The sequence below is a fragment of the Photorhabdus khanii NC19 genome, from assembly GCF_000517265.1.
Classification (GTDB): domain Bacteria; phylum Pseudomonadota; class Gammaproteobacteria; order Enterobacterales; family Enterobacteriaceae; genus Photorhabdus; species Photorhabdus khanii.
Window position 1 is genome coordinate 65,438 of the sequence record NZ_AYSJ01000012.1, and the last position, 25,861, is coordinate 91,298.

Below are 25,861 nucleotides of genomic sequence, written 5' to 3' on the forward strand. Positions count from 1 at the left end.
AACTACTTTTAATTACTTACTTCTATTCGATATTAATTTTATACCCATTAAAAAATCAATAATCGTTGAATATCTTAATCTTTGTTCAATGTTAAGTTTCACAATATAGCATGATAAAGAAAAATAAAAAGACTCAGTGTTTACGCATTCCATGTAGAATAATGCCTAACAAACTGGTTGCTAAGTACTTACCACAGGGNGGNCGCNCATCACTTTGTATTTATTTATCAAGATAAGCTGGCTACTAAATTCTCCTGACCAAGTCGCTCTTCGACGTTTCGCTGCTTGACTATCTTTTATACTCGTATTTTGTTTAATCACATTTAATGCTATTCGATTAAAAAGAGCCATTTGTGCTGCACCATCAGGATCTTTAAGCGAGATAGCATCTTCCCCAAAGATGACGCCCAAAACCCAGTGTAGCTCATTTTCTACTGACCAATGCTTTCTTATTGCCGTGGCAGCCCGCTCCACATCTAAAGGCAACGAACTCACATACCAGCGTGAATCACGATGGGCTGGTTGGACTTTCACACTGCGTTCACTGACCACTTCGATAACAGACTGTATTGATGGCCATTTTTCCTGAAGTGCTGCTGGCAATGCCGCACGAATTTGCATAACATGACGGAATTCTGTCCGTCCATGCCCCTTNCTNTTCTCCGTAAACTCAGCCAGTTCGTCGTTATCACCATGCGCCGCAAAATGAGATTTAACAAACCCAGAGAGCGTTTTTTGATTCCCTTTGATGATAACAATAAAATGGTCGCCTAGTTGGGTAATGAACTCAAGGGTTTCCTTCTGACAATTCAGGGCATCCAGGGAGACAATCGTCCCATCGAGTGCCAATAAGTCAATCAGTTGTCTAGCAATAGGTCCTTCCTGACTTTTACTTTAGGATGCCGGAAGGTACAGGACAACACCCGATTCCACATCATAAGCACTGACCACATGCAGGGTTTCAAACAAGGTTCCTTTACAGGTCCCCCTCATTGTTTTTCCATCAATGGCGATGAGACTTTTTCCGGCTTTAACCCGGCGTCGGTTGATCCAGGCATAAAAGGCTTCGACCAGTGCATCTTGTTCTATCATTTTGATAATATTCGCAATACAGTGGCGGCGAGGAATACCGTGAGTAAAGTTGGTATATGTTAAGCCACTCGANNNGTATCNCNCCAAATTCCGGGATTGATTTCCAGCCAGAAGCCCCACATAGCACAGCAGAAAAAGCTAAAAAAATCACATCCATTAATTCATGTTTTTTATTGATGTCAGAACGTGGGTCATGTATCTTGCTGATAAAGTTGAAAATACTCATTATTAAGATCACGCTTTTATAGAATAGAGAGATCTTAACGTTTTAATGAGAGAAGTGGCTATAAAAAGTTATATTTTGGTCTTTATTTAACCCAAATAACCTTGTTAAAATTGTGAGATCTTGCCCTGGTACTTACCACCAGCAAAGATCGCAGAACTTAAGCATTATTGCTGAAACAAGACTGTCCAAATTCCAGTACGGCAAAATTGATTTATTCGAGCAGTATCACAATGTTTGACAAACATATATGGATATCTATTTTTGTCAAATAATGGGAAGCTAATCCCGAAAAATAAGTTAAATCACGGCAAAAAATCATGCGATATCGATAAATATTTTAATCCCATCCTTAACGGTAAAACGAGCGGATATTACATCCGCTCAGTTACCATTGCCAACGCCTGTTCCACAACGGGAATATCTGCACCGGGTTTATGGGCATTTTCACTCAGATGACGACGCCACTGACGCGCACCCGGAATCCCCTGAAAAATGCCTAAAATATGGCGGGTGATATGCCCCAGATAGGCTCCTTTTGAAAGTTCTTGCTCTATATAAGGATAAAGCGTTCTAACCACCTCAACGGGATTCACTACCGGAATTGAAGAATCAAATAACTCGTGATCAACATGTGCCAGAATAGATGGATTCTGATACGCCTCACGCCCGACCATAACCCCATCCACATGTTGCAAATGCTGTTTTGCTTCTTCCAGCAATTTAATACCACCATTGATAGCAATTGTCAGTTGAGGAAAATCTTTTTTCAGTTGATAAACCCGCGGGTAATCCAACGGTGGTATCTCACGGTTTTCTTTTGGGCTTAAACCAGAAAGCCAGGCTTTGCGTGCATGAATGGTAAATATATTGCAGCCACTGCGTTGTACAACAGTATCAATAAAATCACACAGGAATTCGTAGCTGTCTTGCTCATCAATACCAATACGGGTTTTAACCGTAACCGGTACACTGACCACATCCTGCATTGCTTTGACACAATCCGCCACCAATGCAGCGTCCCCCATCAGGCAAGCGCCAAAACGTCCGTTTTGTACCCGATCAGAAGGACAACCCACATTCAGGTTAATTTCATCATAGCCACGTTCCTGAGCAATTTGCGCACAATACGCCAGCGCTTGTGGATCACTTCCACCCAGTTGTAATGCTATTGGGTTTTCTTCTTTACTGTATGCTAGATAATCGCCTTTTCCATGAATAATTGCTCCAGTTGTCACCATTTCGGTATACAACAGCGTTTGCTTAGTCAACAGACGATGGAAATAACGGCAATGACGATCTGTCCAGTCGAGCATCGGGGCAATGGAAAATCGACTAGGGCTATATTTATCTATCTCTCTATTTAGTTCTTTGATTTTACAAATATTATTTGATTCTTTATTTTGGTGCATTTCTGTACTTTTTAAGCTATTGTTTCTTCCTCTGTACACATCAGCAATGGTGTAGCCGGATACGGAAGTTCGCAAGAATATGGCTTACTATAACATAGAAAACTCCCTCGTATTGACAGCATAAGTATACTACTGACACCAAAATAGAGTCGGAGCTGACCTTGCAATGATTAACTACAATGTAAGGTACCTTTCTCCTGTTTCAGCTTCAGCAAAACCTATTTATATTTTATACTGACTAAAACGTAGACGTTACATTGCAGAAAAAGGCAAAAAATAATGCATTTTTCACTCGATAAAACTTGTTTTGTGACCACAATAGACACACAAAAATATGAAGAGGTGTACTATGAAATAGTGCTATTTTAAAAGTCCGTGTACCTGAAGAACTTAAAAACGCTGTAGTACAAGCCGCCCAGAATAACAATTTGGATATGTCCAGCTTTATCCGTTTAGTTCTCACCAAAGCTACAAAGGAACGTCATGTCCCTAATACGACAACACAAGCTGCGATCCGTGAACTAGAAAATGGCGGTGGCACTCGTGTTGATACCGTTGATGAATTTTGGGGCGAGATATTCAAATAATCATGCTAAAAATTTGATATTCATCAGCCTTTAAAAAGGACTTAAAGCCGTATCAGCACGATAAAGCAGCACTTGCCGCTATTGATACTGTATTAAAATTGCTTATAAATGAGTAAACCACTACCACCCAGAATATAAAGAGCCCCCACTGAAAAGAAACTATATCGGGTATTTAGAATGTCATGGAAAACCAGACCTTCTATTAATTTATAAAAGAACGGAAGGAGAAATATTATTATATCGCACAGGCAGCCATGCAAAATTATTCAAACGGTAATATTCATAATAGTCCAATCTTCCGGGCTATTTTCTAATTCCCATTAAAAATGTATTTGACTCTATTATATCAGACACAGTAAACTTAATAAAGATCAAATAGAATATTCATTATAGTAATACTTAGGCCCTGAGTTATCTCCCCACCTTAATTTTTTAATTATACATGTAAACATAATTAAACATTTACATGTATATTTCCCAATTAATAAAACATGGGGGATTCTACTAATAAGTGCGATTTTTCAGAAAGGCGGTCAGTTGCTATAGTAGGCACCTTTCCCGCCACAGGAAAATGCACTATGGCCTATACACAACTGACCGAAACAGAAAGATATCAGATTTCCAGTTTAAAAAAAGCGGGTTTTTCACAACGTTTCATTGCTGAGTCACTTAAGCGAAGCCCGTCGACCATCAGCAGAGAATTGAAGAGAAATCAAGAAGTCCAGACATACTGCCCTGAACAGGCTCATTTGAAGGTATTGGCTNGTCGTCATTTTGCTAAGAAAGCCNNGAAAATAACGCCGGAAGTAAAAAAATGGATAAAACGGTTAATTTGGAAAGACTTAAGTCCTGANCAGGTGGCTGATTATTTAAAGCAACATAAAGGGATATCTTTGCATCATGAGACAATTTATAGCCTGATTTATAAAGATAAAATAGAGGGGGGTGATTTATGGCAACATCTGCGAATTACCAGAAAACCCTATCGTAAACGTTATGGTAGCTATGAAAGAAGAGGCAAAATTAAAAATCGGGTCAGTAATGATGCACGCCCGGAAATTGTTGATAAAAAAGATCGTATTGGCGACTGGGAAGGAGATACGATAATAGGGAAAGGAAAAAAAAGTCTCTTATTAACATTGGTAGACCGCAAGCCGCTGTATACGCNNATCGTNNANCTNGATAGCAAGCGAGCTTCAGAAGTCGCGAAAGCTGCAGTGAAAGTATTATTTCCGTTAAAACAAAAGGTTAAGACCATCACGTTCGATAACGGTCTGGAGTTCGCAGATCAAGAAATCATCAGTGAAAAATTAGAAACCCAAATTTCCTTTGCTCACCCTTATTCGCCTTGGGAAAGAGGGATCAATGAGAATATCATTGGGTTAATCAGACAATACTTTCCAAAGGGAACCGATTTTAATGAAATCTCTGATCAGGAAATAAATTTTGTGGTAAACCGATTAAATAATCGCCCCCGGAAAACACGGGGTGGGAAAACACCGAATGAATTATTTAAGGGAATACGAACATGTTTACTTCCAGATTAACGATGTTGCACTTATTATGTGAATCTACCCATCATTATATGGAGATAGAATCATCAGTTCCAATATCATCATGCCCTTCTTCAAACTCCCATTGAACATTATATTTATCTATAAAATAAAAATATCTGATATTACCGATAATCTTACAGGTTTCTTGCTTTAGAACAGTATTCTTTTCATCTTCTTCGCTAAAAAACATAAACTCATTACTGGCTATTTCGTCTATTTTATACGGCTTATATAATGGTGATGAATTTATCAATCTGACATTCGGAAAACTCTTTACGTGCTCAAATACACTGTCTATATTCTGCATTCTAAGACAAATATGACCAACACCACCAATGTCATGAGTCTCTTTTATTTCATCCCGTTTTCTTCCAGTTGGACAGTGATATTCCATCAATTCGATAAAAACGCCAGTTCCAGGAATTTCTAAAAACGCTATTGATACATCTACCTGTTCAGGATTATCGATAAAACCTGCTGATTTTGCAAAACCATTATTTTTAAAATGAGGAAAGAATTGTCTTGGTATCGCACCAAATAGATTCTTATAAAAATCAATTGCCTCCATCAGCTCACATAGCATACAATTCATACCTGAATTCAGATAAAAATTATATCAGAATAAATTAATTTAAGTAAAATTAATTTATAGTAGATAATATGCGATCAAAATTTAGATTAATCTGAAAATCTGAATTTCCCTAAAAAATCAGGCAATCAATTTTTCAGGGAAATTCATCAACCCAGATTTTATCAATCACCTTGGTTGCTCAGGCCAATCAATATCTTTTCCCTGTGAAATATCTATCCGGTTAAGTATTACTCTATACTCTTTCCATGCCAATAAAGCCATTTTCTCTTCTTTAGTAGCAATATCTAAATCAACAGCATCTTGCAATGGTGCGATTTGTTTTATTGCCTCAGCCATTAATTGCTGCTTTTGGAGTTGGGCATATTGCTGTAATTCACTTTCCGTGGATGGAGGAATATCCCCCCATTCTGGCAAGCCATTTTTACCCGCTATACGGCACTTTCCTTCTGGTGCATTATTAGCGGCATATTTATAATAAATATCACTACTGACTTCCATAACATCATCCGGCAATGAACCAGCTGCAATATAATTCTCTTTCAACTCTATTGGATAGAACGCATTGGTTTTTGCACTGTAATAATACATAACTAATATCCTATCGCTATCCAAAAGAATGGGCTGTTCCATCTGGCATTTACCCAAGAGTTTAATAAATCGAAAGATGAGCGATCAATCACATTTACGTAGCCAATAACCGCTCCCATAGAACCTATTTTGCTCTGGATAGGATTAATATTCACAGAATAATCCGTATTGGAAAAACTAATTGGTAACTGAATACGAGCCACATTACCACTTTGGATCACGTCAGTGCGTCCCCATTGATAAATTACACCCGTGTCTCCACATTTCCACCAACCATTAACAGCTTTATCGGCGGTGTTCTTATTACCTTTAGCATTAATTTTTTTATCAACTTCAATACTAATTTTTTGGTCTAATTCAATATCAATTCTCCTGTCTACTTCAATATTAATTTTTTGGTCTATTTGTTCTGGTGTATATACACCAATATCCACGGCGCCCAGATGAATATCCTCAGACAACTCCTTACCATTCACTTTCCGAATATTAGGCACTCTATTACTAAGATTGTCATTAAACGAATCTGCTAATTCTTGGATAAGCTTTTGTGTCGCGGCCAACCTGCTACTATTACCAAGCATGTTTGTAAGCTGAACAATACCTTCCTGTGCTAATGAAGCACTTGGAATTTCTGTTGTGATTTTCTGCTCTAAAGCTCTATTTAATTGTGTAGTGAGTTTGACTATATCGCCATCATCCAAAACATCATCGCTACATTGTGTAGAGATAAAATCAGCTACCACAGATGATATGATTGATGATTGACGCAACACCTTATTTAACAAACCAATGGAAATAATATTGGGTGGAATCCCGGTGTTTAGATCCCGACTTTCTTCATATTCTCTTTGAGATACAACATTAGCATCCTGGCTAGCAGAAAAAGCTTTAAATTCATTTTTATTACTCATAATTTCTCCTTAAAGAAAAAATTAATATTTTTATTAAATAAGATTTTAAGTTAATAGATATTAAAATAGAACATCTGACCTATAATCTAATACCATTTTAATATTGCATTTCAATAATAGTCTCTTTCTGACAAAGAACGATGAAAATTTTTTATAACTTATAGCAATTAACTATTTTCGTATAGTTAATTTAGGCAATAGTTCAATACCTAAAACTAAATTTTAAGTTTTTAGATAAACCTCGCATAACAAAAAAACCGGCTCCAACAGGCTTTGTAAGCTCATAAAAACATGCTTAAGTATTTATTAGCTTGAATTATCCAGAATTTGTCTATTCTTATATATGTGGACAAATTCTATTGTCAATATTTATAAGCCTACTTTAAGTAAGGGAGAATTGTATGCCATCAAGAAGAGACGTCATGGTTGGAGGATTAAGTCTTGCTGCTGCCGGTATCCTATCTACGGTATCTTCAGCTAATGCTGCAACTGCTAACATAAAACTGCAAGGAGCTTATAAAACAGGTAGCGAAGAAAAAGCCCTTGATATTATTAATCTTTATGATTTGGAAGAAGAAGCACGTAAACTGATTCCTGCCCCTCAATTTGGCTATATTAGCGGCGGTTCAGGTGATGAATGGACGCTACGTGAAAATACCAGAGCCTTTGACGATTACCAAATTATTCCCCGCTATCTCGCGGGGATAAAAGAACCTGACACAACAACCGAATTACTCGGCAGCAAAGTGGATATGCCTATTTTCATTCCACCGATGGCAGCACATGGACTGGCTCATATCTCGGCTGAATTGGGAACAGCGCGTGGCGCGGCTGCCGCTGGTGCCCTGTTTACTGCACAAACTCTGTCTAATTCATCTCTTGAAGAGATAGCAAAAGTGAGTAACGGCCCCAAATGGTTCCAAATTTATTTTACCAAAGATATGGGTATGAACCGTGAACTAATACGCCGGGCTAAAGCTATGGGTGCAACCGCCATCGTATTTACGGTTGATTTAGAGTGGAGTGGTAATAGGGAAACCGATAGACGCAATAAATTTACCTACCCACGTTCACTTCCATTTCCTAATATTCCTGGCGCTACCGCCGGTGCACCATTATCAGAAATTACAGCGCTATTTAAACGGGATCTTGATTTTAAGGATCTGGAATTTATCGTCAAAGAATCAGGTCTTCCTGTCATCGTAAAAGGTATTCAATCTGCCGAAAATGCTAAAGAATGTATTGACCACGGAGCCGCAGCTATTCAAGTTTCTAACCATGGCGGCCGGCAATTAGATACTGTCCCGGCAGCAATCAAGTCATTACCAAGCATTGTTGAAGCCATTGGACATCATATTCCGGTCTATTTAGATGGCGGTATCCGTCGCGGTATTCATGTGTTTAAAGCACTCGCATTAGGCGCCAAAGCTGTCGCTATCGGCAGACCAATTTTATATGGACTGGCATTGGGTGGAGCACCAGGCGTAACTTCCGTTTTAAACCTGCTTAAAGATGAGCTGAAACTTAGCATGAAGCTGGCGGGATGCGCAGCTATTAAAGATATTGAGAGAAAGTTTATCAGTTTAATTTAACTCATTAACTGATGACGTAAATATCAGCCCCGTTTCATTTGAAATAGATGATTTCAGGAAACGGGGTAAATTCTGTTAACCACGGTAATTTTTATAATTTAACTGGTAAAATAGAATTTTCACTTTTCCCCTGAAATATTCTTCAAGGGGAAAAGTTTAATATAAATATTAATGAAGTATACGAGACGCTGACGGCTCCGCAATATCAATTTCATAACGTTGTTGTTCTTCCATTCTACTACGTAAAACATCTTCTACTAATGCAGAAAAACCTGTCATCATTTGCCGTTCCATAATAATGCCTTTTGGCTCAGGCCACGGCAGGCTGGCAATTGGCCAGTCACAATATAATTTATAATAATTAAACTGATCCAACCGTTCTTTACTCTTGTCAAAATCATTACTCCAGTAGGCATTACCCAACCGGAAGTTTGTATAGAACTCATCAAAGCGGCCAAAGATTTCATAAATATAATCAGCGGTTTTCAGCATATTTTTCCATGCCACGTCTTCACTGATATAACCAGCGCAAAAACAATTACGGCTTAAAACAATTGCAAGCCACAAATCAAATCCCCACACTAATGCAGGTGGGCGCCCATTAGCCGTTTGAGAACATTTACGAATAGAGGCAGGTGTTACTTCAACTAATTTGGCAAGAACTTTAAACATTTTGCCATCACTAAGCGCAGCATCAACAGCAAAATGTTTTGAATGCATCCCATCCCACAAACCGGTTAGCATTTTCATATAGCCTTCTTCATCAATAATTCCCCAGTCACTGTATAGTTGGGATTGATGTTCCTGAGTAGGTGATAACGGGAGCAGGCAGTAACGATAGTTATCATGAGCAACCCGTGACTGCAAAGGATAATGCTCCAGAGTTTCACTCCAAAAACCCAGCCAATAGTCACTCACAATATTTAACCGCAATACCTGGCGCTTTTCTTCCGGTAAAAAAGATAAACCTGCTTGTTGATAATAACGCCGTTGTTCCCATTCAGGACGTTTAACAATACGATAAATAATAACTGAAAGTAACATTACTGAAAATAATGCTATACTGACTACTTGTGCCAGAAGTAAATAGTCTGTAGTAGGGACGGATACATTATCTATTATAAATAATACAATTGCCACAGATAATATAATTCCCATACAGACTGCAATTACAAATAAAATATTAATCAATGCGTATAATGAGCTCATAAAAGGTAACTTTCTTTTTTCACAGATAATATTCTTTATTACCTGATAGCCTTTAGCAGGAAACTGCCTATAATGAGGCTGATTTTGTAAAAGTTCTTTCATCACAAATGATTCCTTTCCGAAGATTATCTACCATATATGATAATTCTTATCTGTATTATCACAAACCTCAAGAAAACATTATTTTTGCTTCTAAGTATCAATTTAACCAAATTAACCCCATCAAGGGACAAGCACAGTAAACTTTTCTGGAGAATATTTTCTATCGTAGAAACATGATAACATCCTAATATTGTTATCATGCTGGCTGTAAGGGGCGCAATGAAACTGATTAACCAAAAAAAGTTACTGGAACAAGCCGAAGCTATTTGCCTGGCACGGGGAGTTCGCTTTACTCCGCAGCGGTTTGAAGTTTTGCGTCTAATTTCAGAACAACCCGGCGCAATCAGTGCTTATGATTTACTGGATTTATTGCGGGAAGCAGAACCACAGGCTAAACCACCAACCATATACCGGGCACTGGAATTTCTGCTGGAACAGGGATTTATTCATAAAATAGAATCCACCAACAGTTATGTGCTGTGCCACCATATCGAACAACCAAGCCACACCTCAGCAATGTTTATTTGCGACCGCTGCGGTTCTGTTACAGAACGAGATAGTGGAGCCGTTGAATCCGCTATTCAACAGTTAGCAAAAACCGCCGGATTCAGTTTACGCCATACCGTCATTGAAGCGCATGGTTTATGTTCCTCTTGTGCAGAGATTGAATCCTGTACTGAGCGGGATGGATGCCAGCACGACCACAGTATTGAGGTAAAAAAGAAATAGAGAACCTGTAAATAGCGGTTGGCAACCGCAGAATCACGTTCAAGATAATCATATTGATAAACCAATAACATGATTCTGCCGGAATATTGCAACTCTTTGACAATCATCAAAAAACAACGATTCGATATTTTACTATCAAAACCCATCACCGTTACGAATCACCCCGACGGCTAATCCTTCAATTGTCAGGCTCCGTTCACGCAGATCCACCACGATTGGCTTAAACTCAGGGTTTTCTGCCAATAATTCAACTTTATTTCCAGTCTGTTTAAAACGTTTTACAGTTACTTCATCGTCAATACGGGCAACAATAACCTGCCCATTACGAACATCCTGTGTTTTATGCACAGCCAACAGATCACCATCCATAATCCCAATATCTTTCATTGACATACCGCTGACTCTCAACAGGAAATTTGCACTTGGCTTAAACAGTGCAGGATCAATCCGATAATGACTTTCAATGTGCTCCTGCGCCAACAGTGGTTCACCTGCGGCTACACGACCAATCAACGGTAAACCAGATTCTTCTAGCAGCAAACGGATACCCCTGGATGCCCCGGCAACAATCTCTATCACCCCTTTGCGAGCCAATGCTTTTAAATGCTCTTCAGCCGCATTAGGTGAACGGAAACCAAGACGTGATGCAATTTCAGCACGCGTTGGTGGCATACCCGTTTGCGAAATGTGGTCACGCACCAAGTCATAAACCTGCTGCTGCCTTACGGTAAGTGCTTTCATTTCGCCCCCTGTGTGTTTATACAGTCAAACTGTGAGTATATACAGGTAAATAGCGATTGGGAACCTGCCAGGGCAGAAAATCAGCCCAATATAGTATAATGACTCATTATTAAACTAAATCAGGTCACAAAATAGCGCCAGAGAATGGTACTCCAGACAATTAACGATAGCATCATCGTCAGAAAGACCGCCGCCGATCCCATATCTTTTGCCCGGCCGGACAGTTCATGGAATTCGCTGCCAATACGATCAACGACAGCTTCAATAGCACTGTTCAGGATCTCCACAATCACCACCAGCATCACTGAACCAATCAGTAAAATGCGCTCAATTGCGCTGATATCCAGATAAAATGCAATAATTACCGCCAATATAGATACGATTATTTCCTGCTGGAAAGCCGCTTCATTTTGCCACGCAGCCCTGAGACCTTTCATCGAATATACGGTTGCTTTGATGATACGGGTCAGTCCCTTGGATTGATTTGCCATAAGTTATTCACACCAAATATAAGGTTATTTGCCACTTTCTATCTTTTATTATCGTCTTAACATAACAGATCTCAACACCTGTTTCTGGTATGCTTGCGACGTATTGCTAACAAGAGGCTTCAAGTTATTTATGTCAGGTTGGCGTAAAATATATTATAAATTATTGAATTTACCACTGAAAATACTGGTAAAGAGCAAGCTTATTCCTACAGATCCCATTACCGAATTACGGCTCGATACAACACGCCCTATTCTGTACGTCTTGCCGTATCACTCCAAAGCAGACTTACTGACATTACGTCAGCAATGTCTTGAGCAGGATCTGCCGGACCCTTTAAACTCACTGGAGGTAGGTGATACAGAGCTTCCGGGCTATGTATTTATCGATAATGGCCCACGCGTATTCCGCTATTGCGCACCAAAGCAGGAATCCGTAAAAATTTTCCATGCTTATCTGGATCTGCATCGTAATAATCCAAACCTGGATATTCAAATGCTGCCAGTTTCTGTCATGTTTGGTCGTTCACCCGGACGTGAAGGACACAGCACCCCACATCTGCGGTTACTTAATGGTATCCAGAAATTCTTCGCTATTCTCTGGCTGGGCCGGGACAGTTTTGTCCGTTTTTCAAACACCGTATCTCTGCGTTATATGGCAACTGAGCATGGCACAGACAAGACAATTGCTCACAAGCTGGCTCGCGTGGCACGAATGCACTATTCACGCCAACGCCTGGCGGCAGTGGGTCCGCGCGTGCCTGTTCGTCAGGAGCTGTTTAATAAGCTGCTGGCTTCAAAAGCAATAGAAAAGGCCGTCACCGATGAGGCCCGCAGCAAGAAAATCTCCCATGAGAAAGCGCAACAGAATGCCGTTAACATGATGGAAGAGATTGCCGCAAATTTCTCTTATGAAACGGTACGGCTGTCAGATCGTGTACTTAGCTGGACCTGGAACCGTCTGTATCAGGGGATCAATGTTCACAATGCTGAACGCATCCGTCGTCTGGCACAGGATGGTCACGAACTGGTTTATGCGCCCTGCCACCGTAGTCATATGGATTATCTGCTGCTCTCCTATGTGCTTTACCATCAGGGTTTGGTACCGCCCCATATCGCCGCGGGTATCAACCTGAATTTCTGGCCGGCAGGGCCGATATTCCGCCGCCTTGGTGCATTTTTCATCCGCCGCACTTTTAAAGGTAATAAACTCTATGCCACGATATTCCGTGAATATCTGGGTGAGTTATTTGCACGCGGCTATTCTGTTGAATACTTTATGGAAGGTGGCCGTTCCCGGACAGGTCGTTTGCTCGATCCCAAAACGGGCACCCTGACCATGACGTTACAAGCAATGTTGAGAGGTGAATCACGCCCAATCACTATCGTGCCAATTTATATCGGTTACGAACATGTGATGGAAGTTGCCACCTATGCCAAAGAGCTGCGGGGAGCAACCAAAGAGAAAGAGAGCTTTTTCCAGATGATACGCGGTTTGCGTAAACTTCGTAATTTGGGGCAAGGCTATGTAAACTTTGGTGAACCTATCCCGTTGATCCAATATCTTAATCACCATGTTCCTGACTGGCGCGATTCTATTGACCCAATAGAATTTCACCGTCCCGAATGGGTTAACCCGACAGTCAGTAAGCTGGCCGGGAAAATTATGGTGAACATCAACAATGCCGCAGCTGCTAACGCAATCAACCTGTGTTCAACTGCCCTGCTGTCATCACGTCAGCGAGCACTGACTCGTGAGCAACTGCTTGAGCAACTGGATTGTTATATACAGCTCATGCGCAACGCGCCTTATACAACCGATGTTACTGTGCCAAAGAAAACCGCAGAAGAGTTGTTAGAACACGCTCTGCAAATGGATAAGTTCGAGGTAGACAAAGACAGTATGGGCGACATCATTATCCTGCCGCGTGAGCGTGCGGTTCTGATGACCTACTACCGCAACAATATCCAGCATTTATTGGTACTGCCATCACTGATTGCCTGCATCGTTATTGATCATCGCCGTATCAGCCGTGAAGCGTTACTAAGCCAGGTAGAAATCATTTATCCCCTGCTCAAAGCAGAACTGTTTATACGTTACAACAAAGCAGATCTGCGAGAAGTGGTTAATATCCTAGTTAATGAGCTTACTCGCCAGAGCCTTATCTGTAACAAAGAACAAGGTATGCTGGTGTTGAATCCAGCGCGTATTCGCCCATTGCAATTGCTGGCAGCCGGTGTCCGCGAAACACTGCAACGTTATGCCATCACCCTCTCCTTACTGAATGCCAACCCGGAAATCAGCCGGGGTGCGCTGGAGAAAGAGAGCCGAATGCTGGCACAACGTCTATCGGTATTGCATGGCATTAATGCACCTGAATTCTTCGATAAGGCGGTATTCACCACATCGGTAAATACACTGCGTGAAGAAGGGTATATCAGTGATAGTGGTGATGTGATTACCGCAAATACTCAGGAGCTGTATCAGGTATTGAGTGAATTGATGTCACCTGAAATCCGTTTGACTATCGAGAGTGTCAGCTTACCGGCTGAACACAACGATGCTGAAGAGATAACTCAAGAAGCGTAATTTTTAGCATCCGGGTGATAATGGGTTTTCCCCATTATCACCCGATATATCAAACGTAACTGAAGAAAATACCCAAAAATAACACCACACCAACATAGTTATTATTGAGAAATGCCTGGAAACAAAGCTCCCTTTCCCGACCTGCCATCAGTTTCTGCTGATAAATAAATAAGGCACCGGCAAGCAACAATGACCAATAATAGATGCCGCCCAGATTCATCATATAACCCACCAACAGCAAAACCAGCAACATAGCAAGTTGCAGTAAACCAATAATCAACTTATCGAAACGACCAAACAGGATAGCAGTAGACTTAACACCAATTTTCAGATCATCGTTACGATCGACCATGGCATACTGCGTATCATAAATAACCGACCACAAGATATTAACCAGAAATAACAGCCAGCATTCTAGTGGTAAGGACTCACTAACCGCAGCGAATCCCATTGGGATAGACCAGCCATAAGCCGCTCCCAGAACAAACTGAGGAAGATGACTGAACCGTTTAACAAAGGGATAAAACCAGGCCAGCGCCAACCCAACGACTGACAAGCAGATAGCCATCTTATTAAGCGCCAGAACCAACCCGAAAGAAATCAGCACCAGTACGACAAACAGGATCTTACTCTCTTTCTCACTGATAGCACCACTGGGCAGGGGACGTGTTTTTGTCCGTTCGACATAACCATCAAATTTTCTGTCAGCAAAATCATTAATAACACATCCGGCTGCACGCATCAGAAACACACCGGCAGTAAAGACCAATAATATGTGCATATCCGGGATCCCTTTCCCGGCAATCCATAAGGCCCAGAACGTCGGCCACAACAGCAATAATGCACCTATGGGTTTATTAATACGCATTAAACGGCAATAGGCCAGCCATTTACTTTGCGCCATACTTCCCACCACTTCTGTCTCCCCTTTTTTTAAATTTCACTTTCGTATACAGGTGATTCAGGCAAGAAGACTTCCGTTAATAATAATGGCTTGCCTGATAACCTCAGCAATGATCGCCTTGCCCAACGTTTCCCCTGTTGCCCCACATGAATATAATCCCGCGTTAATTTATTGCTACTAAAAAGATATCGCCCAAGCGGGACTGTTCCTAAATCAACCAGACTTTCATCAGGGCCGGTTAATGTTACTTCAGGAATTAACGTTCTTCCCAATAACCAAGGGATATTATCACCGTATAACACGACCTCACGCAGCCAGTATCTCTGACAAGTTAGCAAATGCTCACTTTCATCAAGAAGTTCTTCCGTTGTGATAAAAAACTCCCTGAATGGTACAACATGAACACACTCACAGTATTGTTCAAAACGGCGGGTCATTGAACCTAACTCCATCAGCCAGTCTGAAATCCCATCAGGCAAGTCAGATGAATCCACCGAGAACCACTGAATAGGTGCCGTTGTTAAGATCGAGTCGGTTAACATGCGATTTTCCATTAGGACAAATTTCTTTTATCCGGTAGTACAATTGATGGGCACTGAGAATACCACGTTGTAGGTATACAGAATAAAAAGTTATGACAAATTCTGTAAATAATGCTTGCCAAAAGAGCGAATTATGATGAACACAATTCGCTTATACAAATTAAATTCCTGCTTCAGAATAAGTGATTAACGCCATGCTTTAAAACGATTAATCAATCCATTTGTCGAACTATCATGATCGGCAACCTCTTCAGCCTCCTCAAGCTTTGGCAAAATACGATTAGCCAGCTGCTTACCCAGCTCAACTCCCCATTGGTCAAAGGTGAAGATGTTGAGAATCGCCCCTTGTACAAATATTTTGTGCTCATACATGGCAATCAACGCACCCAAACTGAATGGGGTAATTTCACGCAACAGAATGGAATTCGTCGGACGGTTTCCTTCAAACACTTTAAATGGTGCAACATGGCCGACTTCAACCGCAGTTTTACCACTGGCGGAAAACTCAGCGTCCACTTGCTCACGGGTTTTACCGAATGCCAACGCTTCTGTTTGAGCGAAAAAGTTGGAGAGCAATTTGTTGTGATGGTCACTCAATGGGTTATGGCTGATCGCCAGAGCAATAAAATCGCAAGGGATCAGTTTAGTGCCCTGATGAATAAGTTGATAGAAAGCGTGTTGACCATTGGTTCCCGGTTCACCCCAGATAATTGGGCCGGTTTGGTAACCCACCGGATGACCATTGCGGTCAATATATTTACCGTTGGATTCCATATTGCCCTGCTGAAAGTATGCTGCAAAACGATGCAGGTATTGATCATATGGCAGAATCGCTTCAGTTTCCGCGCCAAAGAAATTGTTGTACCAGATGCCAATCAGCGCCAGTAATACGGGGATATTCTGCTCAAACTGGGTATGGGCAAAATGCTGATCCATTGCGTGTGCACCACTGAGCAGTTGTTCAAAATTATCAAACCCAATAGAGAGCGCAATAGACAAACCAATCACTGACCATAATGAATAACGGCCCCCCACCCAATCCCAGAACTCAAACATATTTTGGGTATCAATACCGAATTTCTTAACTTCCTGCTCATTGGTGGAGAGCGCGGCAAAATGCTTCGCAACATGCGCTTCATCACCGGCAGTTTTCAGAAACCAATCACGGGCAGAGTGAGCATTGGTCATGGTTTCCTGTGTAGTGAACGTCTTGGAAGCAATCAGGAACAAAGTTGTTTCCGGGTTAAGCGCTTTCAGGGTTTCCGCAATATGGGTCCCATCAACATTAGAAACAAAATGCATATTCAGATGATTTTTATAGGGTTTCAGCGCTTCAGTGACCATATAAGGACCGAGATCTGATCCACCGATACCGATATTCACAATATCAGTCATCACCTTACCGGTATAACCTTTCCACTCACCGTTAATCACCCGCTGGCTGAAATTTTTCATTTTTTCCAACACAACATTAACCTGCTGCATAACATCTTCCCCATCAACAATAATCGGGGTATTGCTGCGATTACGCAGAGCAATATGCAGTACAGCGCGATCTTCAGTACGGTTAATTTTCTCACCGGAGAACATGCTGCGAATAGCGCCGGCAACATCCGTCTCTTTCGCCAGCGCCTGTAACTTTTCCAATGTCTCGGTTGTGATGCGGTTTTTTGAAAAATCCACCAGCATCTGGTCATCAAACGTCGCGGAGAACTTAGCAAAACGATCTTTGTCCTGTTCAAACAACTCACGTATGTGAATACCTTTTATCTGCTCAAAATGCTGTTCTAATGCCTTCCAGGCTGAAGTTTGACTAGGATTGATATTTTTCATGGCGATGCTCTCTATCAACTGACTGTAAATAATTGGAGGTAAAAAAAGATTGTAACCCGTAATTCTGTGATTAAAGCCTCCTTTCCTTTAATCACTGATATTGGTCAAAACAATCAAGTTTTTCTAGCTCTATTTGCTGGATTGCATGAAAAACAACCAACTCTCTCCGCTATCCTCAATTTCTTTTATGATTATCCTATCATCATGAAAGATATTGATATAACCCTTCACTACGTTGACTCAAATCGGTTAACCCGATATTTCTAAAATTCCATCCAGTCAACATAAGGTTATCGCAATGAGTTCTGTTTCATCCCTTTTCCCGGAAACCGGCGGGTATATCGTCGCAAAATTTGGTGGTACCAGCGTGGCAAATTTCGATGCCATGAATAGCAGTGCAGATATCGTACTGGCAAATAAAGAAGTTCGTGTCGTTGTACTGTCTGCTTCTGCTGGTATGACTAACCTATTAATCGCGCTGGCGGAAGGCTGCGATGCAGATAAACGGGCTGACTATCTGAAACAAATCCACACCATTCAATATGCGATTGCTGATCGTTTGCACATATCTGATGCTATTCGTCGGGAAATCAACCGTCTGCTGGAAAATATTAAAGCACTTTCTGAAACAGCATCGCTGGCAACTTCGGATGCACTGACAGATGAATTAGTCAGCCACGGAGAGCTGATGTCCACGCTGTTGTTTACCGAGTTGCTTCGCCAGCGTGGTACCGATGCCGAATGGTTTGATATTCGCAAAATTATGCGTACCGATGATCATTTTGGTCGTGCGGAACCAAACAACACACAGCTTAGAATACTGGCAACTGAACATCTCTTACCTCGTCTGAAAAATACCCTGATTGTCACTCAAGGTTTTATTGGCCGTGAAGAGAAAGGCTGTACCACCACACTGGGACGTGGTGGCAGTGACTATACTGCGGCACTGTTGGGAGAAGCCCTCAACCTGAAGCGTGTTGATATCTGGACAGATGTTCCGGGGATTTACACTACTGATCCACGAGTCGTTCCGGCTGCCCAACGAATTGATAAAATTGCCTTTGATGAAGCGGCTGAGATGGCAACATTTGGTGCTAAAGTCCTGCACCCGGCAACGCTGTTTCCGGCTATTCGCTGTGGTATTCCTGTATTTGTTGGTTCCAGTAAAAATCCTCAGGCCGGCGGTACACTGGTTTGCGATACGACGGAAGCGCCACCCCGATTCCGTGCTATCACCCTGCGCCGGCAACAAACCTTACTGACATTGCACAGCCTGAAAATGTTACACGCACAGGGATTTTTGGTTGAAATATTTACTATCTTGTCACGTCATAACATCTCCGTGGATTTGATCACCACGTCTGAAGTGAATGTGGCATTAACACTTGATACTACCGGCTCCACCAGTACAAATGGCAGTTTGCTGACCAATGCACTGATGACTGAGCTTTCAACGCTGTGCAGGGTTGATGTGGAAAAAGATTTGGCGCTGGTGGCGATTATTGGTAATCAGCTTTCTCAAACCAGTGGATTAGGAAAACAGGTTTTTAGTGCGCTGGAAAGATTCAATCTCCGTATGATCAGTCACGGCGCCAGCAACCATAACTTGTGCCTGCTTGTCCAAGGCAACGACGCAGAACAAATTGTTCAAACGCTTCATCAGCGTTTATTTGAGTGAGTGAATATAGTTTCGTAGACCTTGATATCCCTCTCAGCCAAAAGACTGAGGGGCATATTATGTTAAAAAATCAATAAATATCGTCTAAAGTGGGTCGGTAATAATTCAAGTCAGTTTTAAGTGAGAAAAAATATGATTTACTTGGTTATTTTATGTTAATTTTTCCATTTATCCTATCACCCAACAGCTGATAATAAAACACAAGATAATATTATTATTACATTTATATTGATCTATTATAAATTTACATTCCAAAAATAAAATAACTCTTCCTTATTCCAATGTTTAACATTGGAACCCTCCTCCTACTAAGATAAATTAAAATTATCTTATACATCATAAAAAACAAGTTAAAAACAGGAATAACAAATGAAAGAAAATATAGAATTAACTCCCCCATATAAAAATTCCACAGGAATAATATTATCGTTAGAATCAGGAACAGGAAACCCCTATCCCAATAATACAGAAATTAAAGTTAAACAAAATAATGGACAACAATCTAAATTTTATTTAGATTGGAATCTGGACGTGAACATGAATATTGGTTTATCCATAATATATAACACGTTACTATCTTCATTTCAGCAAAAAAATAAGGTAACAATAACTTATGAAGAGAAAAATAATTTTAGATATATACGCTCAGTGAAAATAATTTCATCATAGAAAATAGACTAATATAAAAATAACTATTAGCCATGACAGGTGATCAGTTTAGTATTTTTAGCCCCTCATTGATCACCTGTTACCCAACATTAAAAGAAAACTTCTTACAACATCAAATACTATTGGTCGTCCGCAATGTTGACCATAATGCTTTCATGGCTTTTCCCTTGGGGAAAGCGATATATTCCGGTTCAATTAACGACGGCCGCCAGCTCATTTTATATTGACGTTGCGAAGCGGCAGGATAAACAATGCCGCCTTTTGATGACAACCATTTGGCAATTTTATGAAAGATTGCCGAATCATTGAAGTTCCTCTCCTCACCAAACTCCACCAATGGGGTGAAACCTAAATGAAGGTAGGAAACTGTCCCCTCTCCCAGGAAGTCATTAATCGCGGTTTCATTAATAAACTGCATAGTGCCGTCGGGTATGTCCGGTTTCTTTCGGGATAGATTATGAAACCACCCCGATGTCTCCCCCCAAGTGTAACTATAGACGATATATGCCTGAATCTGTTCTCCCCGAGTTGCAATATAGACTCTGTGCTCACCTGAATTCACTTCCACGGTGTTGAAATCAATCACCAGTTTTTTCAGGGCTTTCGCATGTTTTTCTTTCAACCAAAGCTGATTAATCTGTTCTAGTTGTGGTTTTAGCCGATAATATTCCTCTTGCGAGCTTATCTCTCGAACAGAAATTCCTGCCCTTCTGGATTTGCTGATTTTATTTCTAAGCTGCTGAAACCGCTTGCCTGTCATGCTATATCCATTAAGGCTCAGTGAATAACTGGCCCCAAGCTGGTTCACAGAAAAGCCATTATTCTTCAATAACACAAAGTCACTCTCATCACCGTGCAAAAAAACCGGGAAAGCCCGTTTTTCTCTGGTGAAATTGAGAAATAACTGCAAAAGTGCAGCGCGTTCTTCATCAGGTGCCAAGATGCCACCAACACACATATGCAGGTTTTTGTCCTGGAAGAAACCAATCGCTCCCTTCTGATTCGTAAACCACAGTGTTTCACTATTGAACAACAGGCTACTCAACGGGTGCTTTGCATAGCAAAGCACCTTTCTAAGATGACTGTTGCCAAGAACATCCTGAGCGTTCCCGGTGGTAATAACCTGGGGAATATCAGGCAACATACTCATAACGTTCACCTTGATTCTTCGGGGCATACTGGACCGGGATAAACCCATGCTTCCTGGCGATATCCCGGATGGCTAATGCGTCATTGTAATCAATAGACTTACCGATGCTTTGATGAACACTCACCTGCTCAAGCGCCACAGCAATGGTTTCTGACAAGCAAGCCAGATTGACCCCCGCAGGGACATCGATCAGATTGCAATCGCTGTAAGTGACTTTCTCAGGCTGATAGACCAAACCACCTTCATAAACAAGATGGTTACCGTCACGAATGAAATCGAATGGTCTGGCCGCATCAAAAACAATGGCGGAATCTTTCAAGTAATTCGTATTCAAGAAAGGCTTGCCTTCACTGGTTGCTGAGACGATAAAGTCAGCCTGACTCAAAGATTGTTCATAACTCTCTATCGCTTCTAAACCAAAGGTGCCAATGACTTCAAGAACTTGCTGATGCAACACACGGGCATCGGTGACACCGGGATTTTGTTTAACAAGCCATTTCCTCATCTTATCCATGACAGAATCTGGCTGGATAATATCGTGAGTTTTTAACACCGTGGAGAGAAGCGCCTTGGTCAGCTCAGAAAGCAAAATGCGTGCTTTATTGGGGCGGCTAACCAGGATAATCCGGCCAAAGTTATGGGCTAAACCGGTGACAGAAAGCCGGCCGACAGAGCCTCTGGCCCCCACTACCGCCAACGTTTGCTGGGACGCATTTTCAGCCAACATTGAACGAATACCCTCAACCACCGCCATCGCCGTCAGAGAATTGCCGTTAGTCACTATCCGGCCCTGCCGATTATTCACCAAGCTGTTACCCCCATCAGTAATCACCGATGTATAAGCGCCTAATCCGACTATTTCAGCACCATTTTTCTCTGCTATATCAAAATACTCCTTCATTAACACCGCCCGTTCTTTCACCGACAAAGCCATCATATCTTCGGGACTGATAGGTGAGAAAAGAAGCATACCGTTAGCGTATGCCGTTGAGCTTTCGACACCAAACTCAACCGCGATATCAGGATTGAAATCAATCGCAGAAACTTCCGTGATCCAGTTACCGAGCTGTTTCTGTTGCTCCGGTGTGTAATTCTCCTTTATTGACAGACAATAGGAATGCGCAAGCTCATTGACCGAAGTGGTGTGAATCAGGAAAGCGAATTTCTTACCTTCAATCAATTGCGGCACAGGCGTTTTAATCTGGGCAACATTGTTGTTTCTTGAAATTGGATAACTGACCGATGGTGGCGGGAGATCCGCAACAGATAGGTCTATCAAGTGTGAAAACAGAATGTCATACCGTCCATTCTGGACCAGTTTACAGACTTCATCAAAAGCTGTGAAAAACGCTTTAATATCTTCTTTGGCAACGTTAAGCGGCGGCTCAAAACGTACAGAACAAGGGCGGGACATCAATGGCATGGTGAAAATGCCATAGTGTTTCAATAAGAAACTACAAATAATGTAAGCCAAACCACCACTTCGTTGGCTGAAATTGATAAATATGTTGGAAACCGCTTTACTGTCCTGTATTTCCAGACCCCGCATCAAGCCGGCACCTTGCCAATAAAAAAGCGTCGGGTATTTAGCGGCCAACTGTTCAAGACATTCATCAACATAATTGCTGACCTCCTGAACATGCGTTAACGCCTTGCCGTCATCTTTAGTCAGATGTTCGATAACAGCAATCCCCATAGTCGCCGCCAGAACATTATTGGCAAACGTGGAGCTGTGTTTCTTGTCGAACTCGGAAACATAAAGTTCATCTGAATACAACATTGCACCAATAGGCGAGATACCCGCACCCAACGCCTTAGAAAACAGGATCACATCCGGTTTCAGGGAATAGAGCGTGGCCGCACAGAATGCCCCCAACCTACCGATGCCAGTCTGAACTTCATCAAATACTGACAACGTGCCATTGGCCTTACACAATTGCAAAATACTGGAGAGCGTATCCGATGGAATCACTTTCATTCCACCTTCTCCCTGTACTGGTTCAATGATAAATGCGGCAAATTCCCGGCTTTCCAGCTTTCTTTTTATTTCATCCAGGTTTTCACTATCAACATGTTCATACAGCTTATCATCGTAAATGAAATCAGCTTTAAACCGATTGGAGCCTGTAGCGGATAATGCCGAGTAAGTTTTACCGTGGAAACTGCGATTCAGACTCAAAATACTTTTTCTGCCGGTCACCAGGCGTGCAAACTTAATCCCCGCTTCTACCGTCTCAGCACCACTGTTAGTAAAAGTACAGTGGGTGTATTTTTCCTTGTCTATTTGTTCTGCCAGCATTTCAGCCAATAACCGTACCTTTTTGTGAATATTGGGCTGAAAGAAGATAGGTTCTTTATTTTCAATGAACTTACTGACTTCGGTGATAGCAAAATCAGGATTATGCCCAAATGGCAATGCACCATATTGAGCCAAAAAGTCTTTAACAACCCGGCCATCCGATAATGTAAGCCGGTTATTTTCAGCAGACTTAATATCCAGTTCAAGGCCCACAGAGTTTAATAAACTCTCACGATATTGATTAACAAACATAGTTCTCTCTCTCTTTTTTTAGGTGCACAAAGTCATGCTGTAAACAGCATGGGAAAATTCTTGAGTTATAAATAGGTGATCTAAAAAATCATTAAGCTGGCTGCATTATTTGGTTAATCATCTGGAATTCTCCTACAGGATGAAATTTAAATAACTGTACAGCGGAATAGAAACTCATAATTTCTGGTGTTGTCATCACCTTAATCCCACCACAACATCGGAATATGAAATTGGCGGTCTCTTCAAGGATCTTTTCCAAGGTATAACGTAACGCGAGGATCTTATAGACGGCATTTTCATCCTGACTAGCATAAAAAGCTATCATCAGCATCTGATCGAGAATAACACTAATCTTATAATCAGCTTGGGTCAGGGTGTATTTAATGGACTGCTGTTCTGCCACCTTCTCAGGAATAAAACGAGCAAGACCATCCAAAACGCCAGAGTAAGTATTAGCGGCAAAATAATTAAACAGTGATAAACCGTAGGAAAGAATTGCTTGCTGCTCAAGCCCCTTATAATGAGAAAGACGTTCTGAGGAAATTTCAGTATCCAAAAATTTTACTTCTTGATTATCACTTTCAGTAAAAATCCCCAGTCGCCAGAAAGGAATAACCTTAATACTCTGCGCCGATTTAGAAACCAACACGACTCTCATTTCATTGTCATTATCTGTGTCGCATACCGATAATACGTAATAATCAGCAATCGAAGACAGAGAACAGGGTTTCTTCGAACCATTAACCAATAGTTTTCCTCCTTTAGAATGCATTTTAAGTGACGGCATAAAAATATTCGCTCCAGGCAGCCCCTCAGCAAAAGCAGAAGCAACCAGCGCTTTTGAAGCCATCACTTCATCCAATAATGTGTTGTTATCTTCGAATATATCGGGAAACTTACTGCAAGCCAGTACAATATGATTATGCATAGTTAAGGCAATACCGACAGAGGGAAGCCATGAAGAGACTTCACGTACAGTCTTACCCACCTGATGAAGCCCCTCGATGCTGGATTGAGCCACCAAGCGTAAGCATTGTGAAGCGGCCCCAGAATCCAGCAACAATCTCTTCAACCTATCAGGAGTCAAATGCTGATATTTCCCGCTATTTTTCCTGAGCTCTTCAACAATATCTGTCATTTTCAACTCTCCTTTGCTTATTCAAACAACCCACTGAATAAGCCTGATATCTACACTAAGCCCATGTACTCAAGACGGGACTGTTGCATCTGCTCCACCAGAGAATGAGATAACTCAAGGCGAGATTCCACAGTAGAATCGGACAACAGCATCCCGGGCGCCAACTCATAGCCTTCAATAAAGCGCAAATTGCTCTGCATACCCCGTTGATAGAACATTTCGCGCTCCACAAACAGGTCATCAACAGATACCTGATTCCATAACGCCAATCCTTCTTCTATACACTCAAGAGCCGGTTGCTTTAGCGAGCTATCCTTTTCGAGCGCCATTTTGACAATGTTTGCACACACGGTCAGATGCCTTAATTCATCAGCATTAGCTCTGGCCTGAGTCTCGGCGGCGGTAATATCAAAAGGACGCCATTTGATCTCACTGAGTTCTGAAGTTGGCGCCAACACACCTTCCAGAACAACAGTAATGATCAGCACACCGGCGATGTAGTTATTTTCCAATACCACCCACTTGTCAAAATAAGTTCTCAATGTCTCCAGCATATTGGTCATTTTTCCCAATAAGAGGCTTTCCATTTTTCCGGCTACATTGCCGATATCCGCGAAACCTATTCTCACCAGATGTTCCCTGAATAATTTGGCATGTCTGCCTTCATCAAATATCTGGGTCAACATATAATCAAAGTTGATATTGTCAGGTGCTTTATCTGCAAGCAACAACAATGCCTTAGTCGCTTCATATTCTGAGATCGATTTAAAAGAGAGCTCCCTAATCAGAGATTCCCGTAAATCACCAGGCAAATAGGTTAGTTTAAGATCATTGGCATAATGGTTTTTTTGTCTTTGTTCAACCTCTACCTGTTCAGTAAACCATTCATCCAATCCCCAATCCTTTGCTTGCATTTCTATTTCCGATGCCTGTTTAATTAAGCTCATGATATAAATTCCTATTTAGATGGAGTTATCTCTCTAT

At 41.3% G+C, this 25,861-nt stretch carries 22 protein-coding genes and 1 pseudogene; 8 read left to right on the plus strand and 15 right to left on the minus strand.

The annotated features are described in order from the left end of the window. Positions 1–180: 180 nt before the first annotated feature. Positions 181–1,318: pseudogene (locus PTE_RS11970) on the minus strand (ISAs1 family transposase). A gap of 371 nt (positions 1,319–1,689) precedes the next feature. Then, positions 1,690–2,727 carry a tRNA dihydrouridine(20/20a) synthase DusA gene (gene dusA / locus PTE_RS11975; RefSeq protein WP_036846740.1) on the minus strand — a complete coding sequence of 346 codons (1,038 nt, stop codon included), beginning with the start codon at positions 2,725–2,727 and terminating at the stop codon, positions 1,690–1,692. Between the two features lie 362 nt (positions 2,728–3,089). Between dusA and PTE_RS25050 the strand changes: the two genes are divergently transcribed. The 3 genes from PTE_RS25050 (at position 3,090) to PTE_RS11980 (ending at position 4,861) form a co-directional block, all read left to right on the plus strand. Next, complete coding sequence (locus PTE_RS25050) at positions 3,090–3,314, plus strand: type II toxin-antitoxin system RelB/DinJ family antitoxin (protein WP_110742896.1); 225 nt, start codon at positions 3,090–3,092, stop codon at positions 3,312–3,314. A gap of 163 nt (positions 3,315–3,477) precedes the next feature. After that, complete coding sequence (locus tag PTE_RS25055; RefSeq protein ID WP_245219047.1) at positions 3,478–3,591, plus strand: type II toxin-antitoxin system YafQ family toxin; 114 nt, start codon at positions 3,478–3,480, stop codon at positions 3,589–3,591. A 301-nt stretch (positions 3,592–3,892) separates the two neighbouring features. Beyond that, positions 3,893–4,861 carry an IS30 family transposase gene (locus PTE_RS11980; protein ID WP_036846742.1) on the plus strand — a complete coding sequence of 323 codons (969 nt, stop codon included), beginning with the start codon at positions 3,893–3,895 and terminating at the stop codon, positions 4,859–4,861. 34 nt (positions 4,862–4,895) lie between these two features. Here the strand turns inward: PTE_RS11980 and PTE_RS11985 are convergent, their stop codons facing one another. From PTE_RS11985 to PTE_RS11995, 3 genes are all read right to left on the minus strand, one after another. Then, positions 4,896–5,438, minus strand: coding sequence for a VOC family protein (locus tag PTE_RS11985; protein ID WP_245219045.1), 543 nt, complete (start codon positions 5,436–5,438; stop codon positions 4,896–4,898). Positions 5,439–5,627: 189 nt separating this feature from the next. Then, on the minus strand, positions 5,628–6,050 hold the full coding sequence (locus PTE_RS11990) for a tail fiber assembly protein (protein ID WP_036846752.1): 423 nt from the start codon (positions 6,048–6,050) through the stop codon (positions 5,628–5,630). Positions 6,051–6,052: 2 nt separating this feature from the next. Then, positions 6,053–6,961 (minus strand): gp53-like domain-containing protein, encoded by a 909-nt coding sequence (locus tag PTE_RS11995; RefSeq protein WP_036846753.1) that lies wholly within the window; start codon positions 6,959–6,961, stop codon positions 6,053–6,055. Between the two features lie 401 nt (positions 6,962–7,362). Between PTE_RS11995 and PTE_RS12000 the strand changes: the two genes are divergently transcribed. Beyond that, complete coding sequence (locus PTE_RS12000; RefSeq protein WP_081738216.1) at positions 7,363–8,553, plus strand: lactate oxidase; 1,191 nt, start codon at positions 7,363–7,365, stop codon at positions 8,551–8,553. A gap of 168 nt (positions 8,554–8,721) precedes the next feature. Here PTE_RS12000 and PTE_RS12005 read toward each other — a convergent pair whose 3' ends face one another. Then, positions 8,722–9,864: a DUF1266 domain-containing protein gene (locus PTE_RS12005; protein WP_036846756.1), complete on the minus strand. Its 1,143-nt coding sequence runs from the start codon at positions 9,862–9,864 to the stop codon at positions 8,722–8,724. A gap of 219 nt (positions 9,865–10,083) precedes the next feature. Between PTE_RS12005 and zur the strand changes: the two genes are divergently transcribed. After that, the gene (zur, locus tag PTE_RS12010; protein WP_036846759.1) at positions 10,084–10,593 is read left to right on the plus strand and encodes a zinc uptake transcriptional repressor Zur; all 510 of its coding nucleotides are present in this window, start codon (positions 10,084–10,086) and stop codon (positions 10,591–10,593) included. 135 nt (positions 10,594–10,728) lie between these two features. Here zur and lexA read toward each other — a convergent pair whose 3' ends face one another. Together lexA and PTE_RS12020 are read right to left on the minus strand one after the other, a co-directional pair. Further along, on the minus strand, positions 10,729–11,334 hold the full coding sequence (gene lexA / locus PTE_RS12015) for a transcriptional repressor LexA (protein WP_036846762.1): 606 nt from the start codon (positions 11,332–11,334) through the stop codon (positions 10,729–10,731). 119 nt (positions 11,335–11,453) lie between these two features. Then, the gene (locus PTE_RS12020; RefSeq protein WP_036846765.1) at positions 11,454–11,825 is read right to left on the minus strand and encodes a diacylglycerol kinase; all 372 of its coding nucleotides are present in this window, start codon (positions 11,823–11,825) and stop codon (positions 11,454–11,456) included. A gap of 130 nt (positions 11,826–11,955) precedes the next feature. Between PTE_RS12020 and plsB the strand changes: the two genes are divergently transcribed. Continuing rightward, entirely contained in the window at positions 11,956–14,412 is a 2,457-nt protein-coding gene (gene plsB, locus PTE_RS12025) for a glycerol-3-phosphate 1-O-acyltransferase PlsB (protein ID WP_036846768.1), read from the plus strand. A 49-nt stretch (positions 14,413–14,461) separates the two neighbouring features. On the opposite strand, the gene ubiA is transcribed toward plsB, so the two are convergent. The 3 genes from ubiA to pgi all read right to left on the minus strand — a co-directional run bounded on the left by ubiA (position 14,462) and on the right by pgi (position 17,691). Beyond that, the gene (gene ubiA / locus PTE_RS12030; protein ID WP_036846771.1) at positions 14,462–15,316 is read right to left on the minus strand and encodes a 4-hydroxybenzoate octaprenyltransferase; all 855 of its coding nucleotides are present in this window, start codon (positions 15,314–15,316) and stop codon (positions 14,462–14,464) included. Positions 15,317–15,345: 29 nt separating this feature from the next. After that, a complete protein-coding gene (gene ubiC / locus PTE_RS12035; protein WP_036846774.1) occupies positions 15,346–15,858 on the minus strand; it encodes a chorismate lyase in 513 nt (170 codons plus the stop codon). A gap of 186 nt (positions 15,859–16,044) precedes the next feature. Further along, positions 16,045–17,691: a glucose-6-phosphate isomerase gene (pgi, locus tag PTE_RS12040; protein ID WP_036846777.1), complete on the minus strand. Its 1,647-nt coding sequence runs from the start codon at positions 17,689–17,691 to the stop codon at positions 16,045–16,047. A gap of 298 nt (positions 17,692–17,989) precedes the next feature. Between pgi and lysC the strand changes: the two genes are divergently transcribed. After that, entirely contained in the window at positions 17,990–19,369 is a 1,380-nt protein-coding gene (lysC, locus tag PTE_RS12045) for a lysine-sensitive aspartokinase 3 (protein WP_036846780.1), read from the plus strand. A gap of 369 nt (positions 19,370–19,738) precedes the next feature. Next, on the plus strand, positions 19,739–20,038 hold the full coding sequence (locus tag PTE_RS12050) for a hypothetical protein (protein WP_023044494.1): 300 nt from the start codon (positions 19,739–19,741) through the stop codon (positions 20,036–20,038). Positions 20,039–20,150: 112 nt separating this feature from the next. Here PTE_RS12050 and PTE_RS12055 read toward each other — a convergent pair whose 3' ends face one another. The 4 genes from PTE_RS12055 to PTE_RS12070 form a co-directional block, all read right to left on the minus strand. Next, positions 20,151–21,188, minus strand: coding sequence for a DUF2156 domain-containing protein (locus PTE_RS12055; RefSeq protein ID WP_036846783.1), 1,038 nt, complete (start codon positions 21,186–21,188; stop codon positions 20,151–20,153). Further along, entirely contained in the window at positions 21,172–23,739 is a 2,568-nt protein-coding gene (locus PTE_RS12060; protein WP_036846786.1) for an aminotransferase class III-fold pyridoxal phosphate-dependent enzyme, read from the minus strand. Before PTE_RS12060 ends, PTE_RS12055 begins: the two co-directional genes overlap by 17 nt. Before the next feature lie 91 nt (positions 23,740–23,830). After that, a complete protein-coding gene (locus PTE_RS12065; RefSeq protein ID WP_036846789.1) occupies positions 23,831–24,877 on the minus strand; it encodes an acyl-CoA/acyl-ACP dehydrogenase in 1,047 nt (348 codons plus the stop codon). A 50-nt stretch (positions 24,878–24,927) separates the two neighbouring features. Beyond that, complete coding sequence (locus tag PTE_RS12070; protein ID WP_036846792.1) at positions 24,928–25,824, minus strand: hypothetical protein; 897 nt, start codon at positions 25,822–25,824, stop codon at positions 24,928–24,930. Between the last annotated feature and the right edge of the window lie 37 nt (positions 25,825–25,861).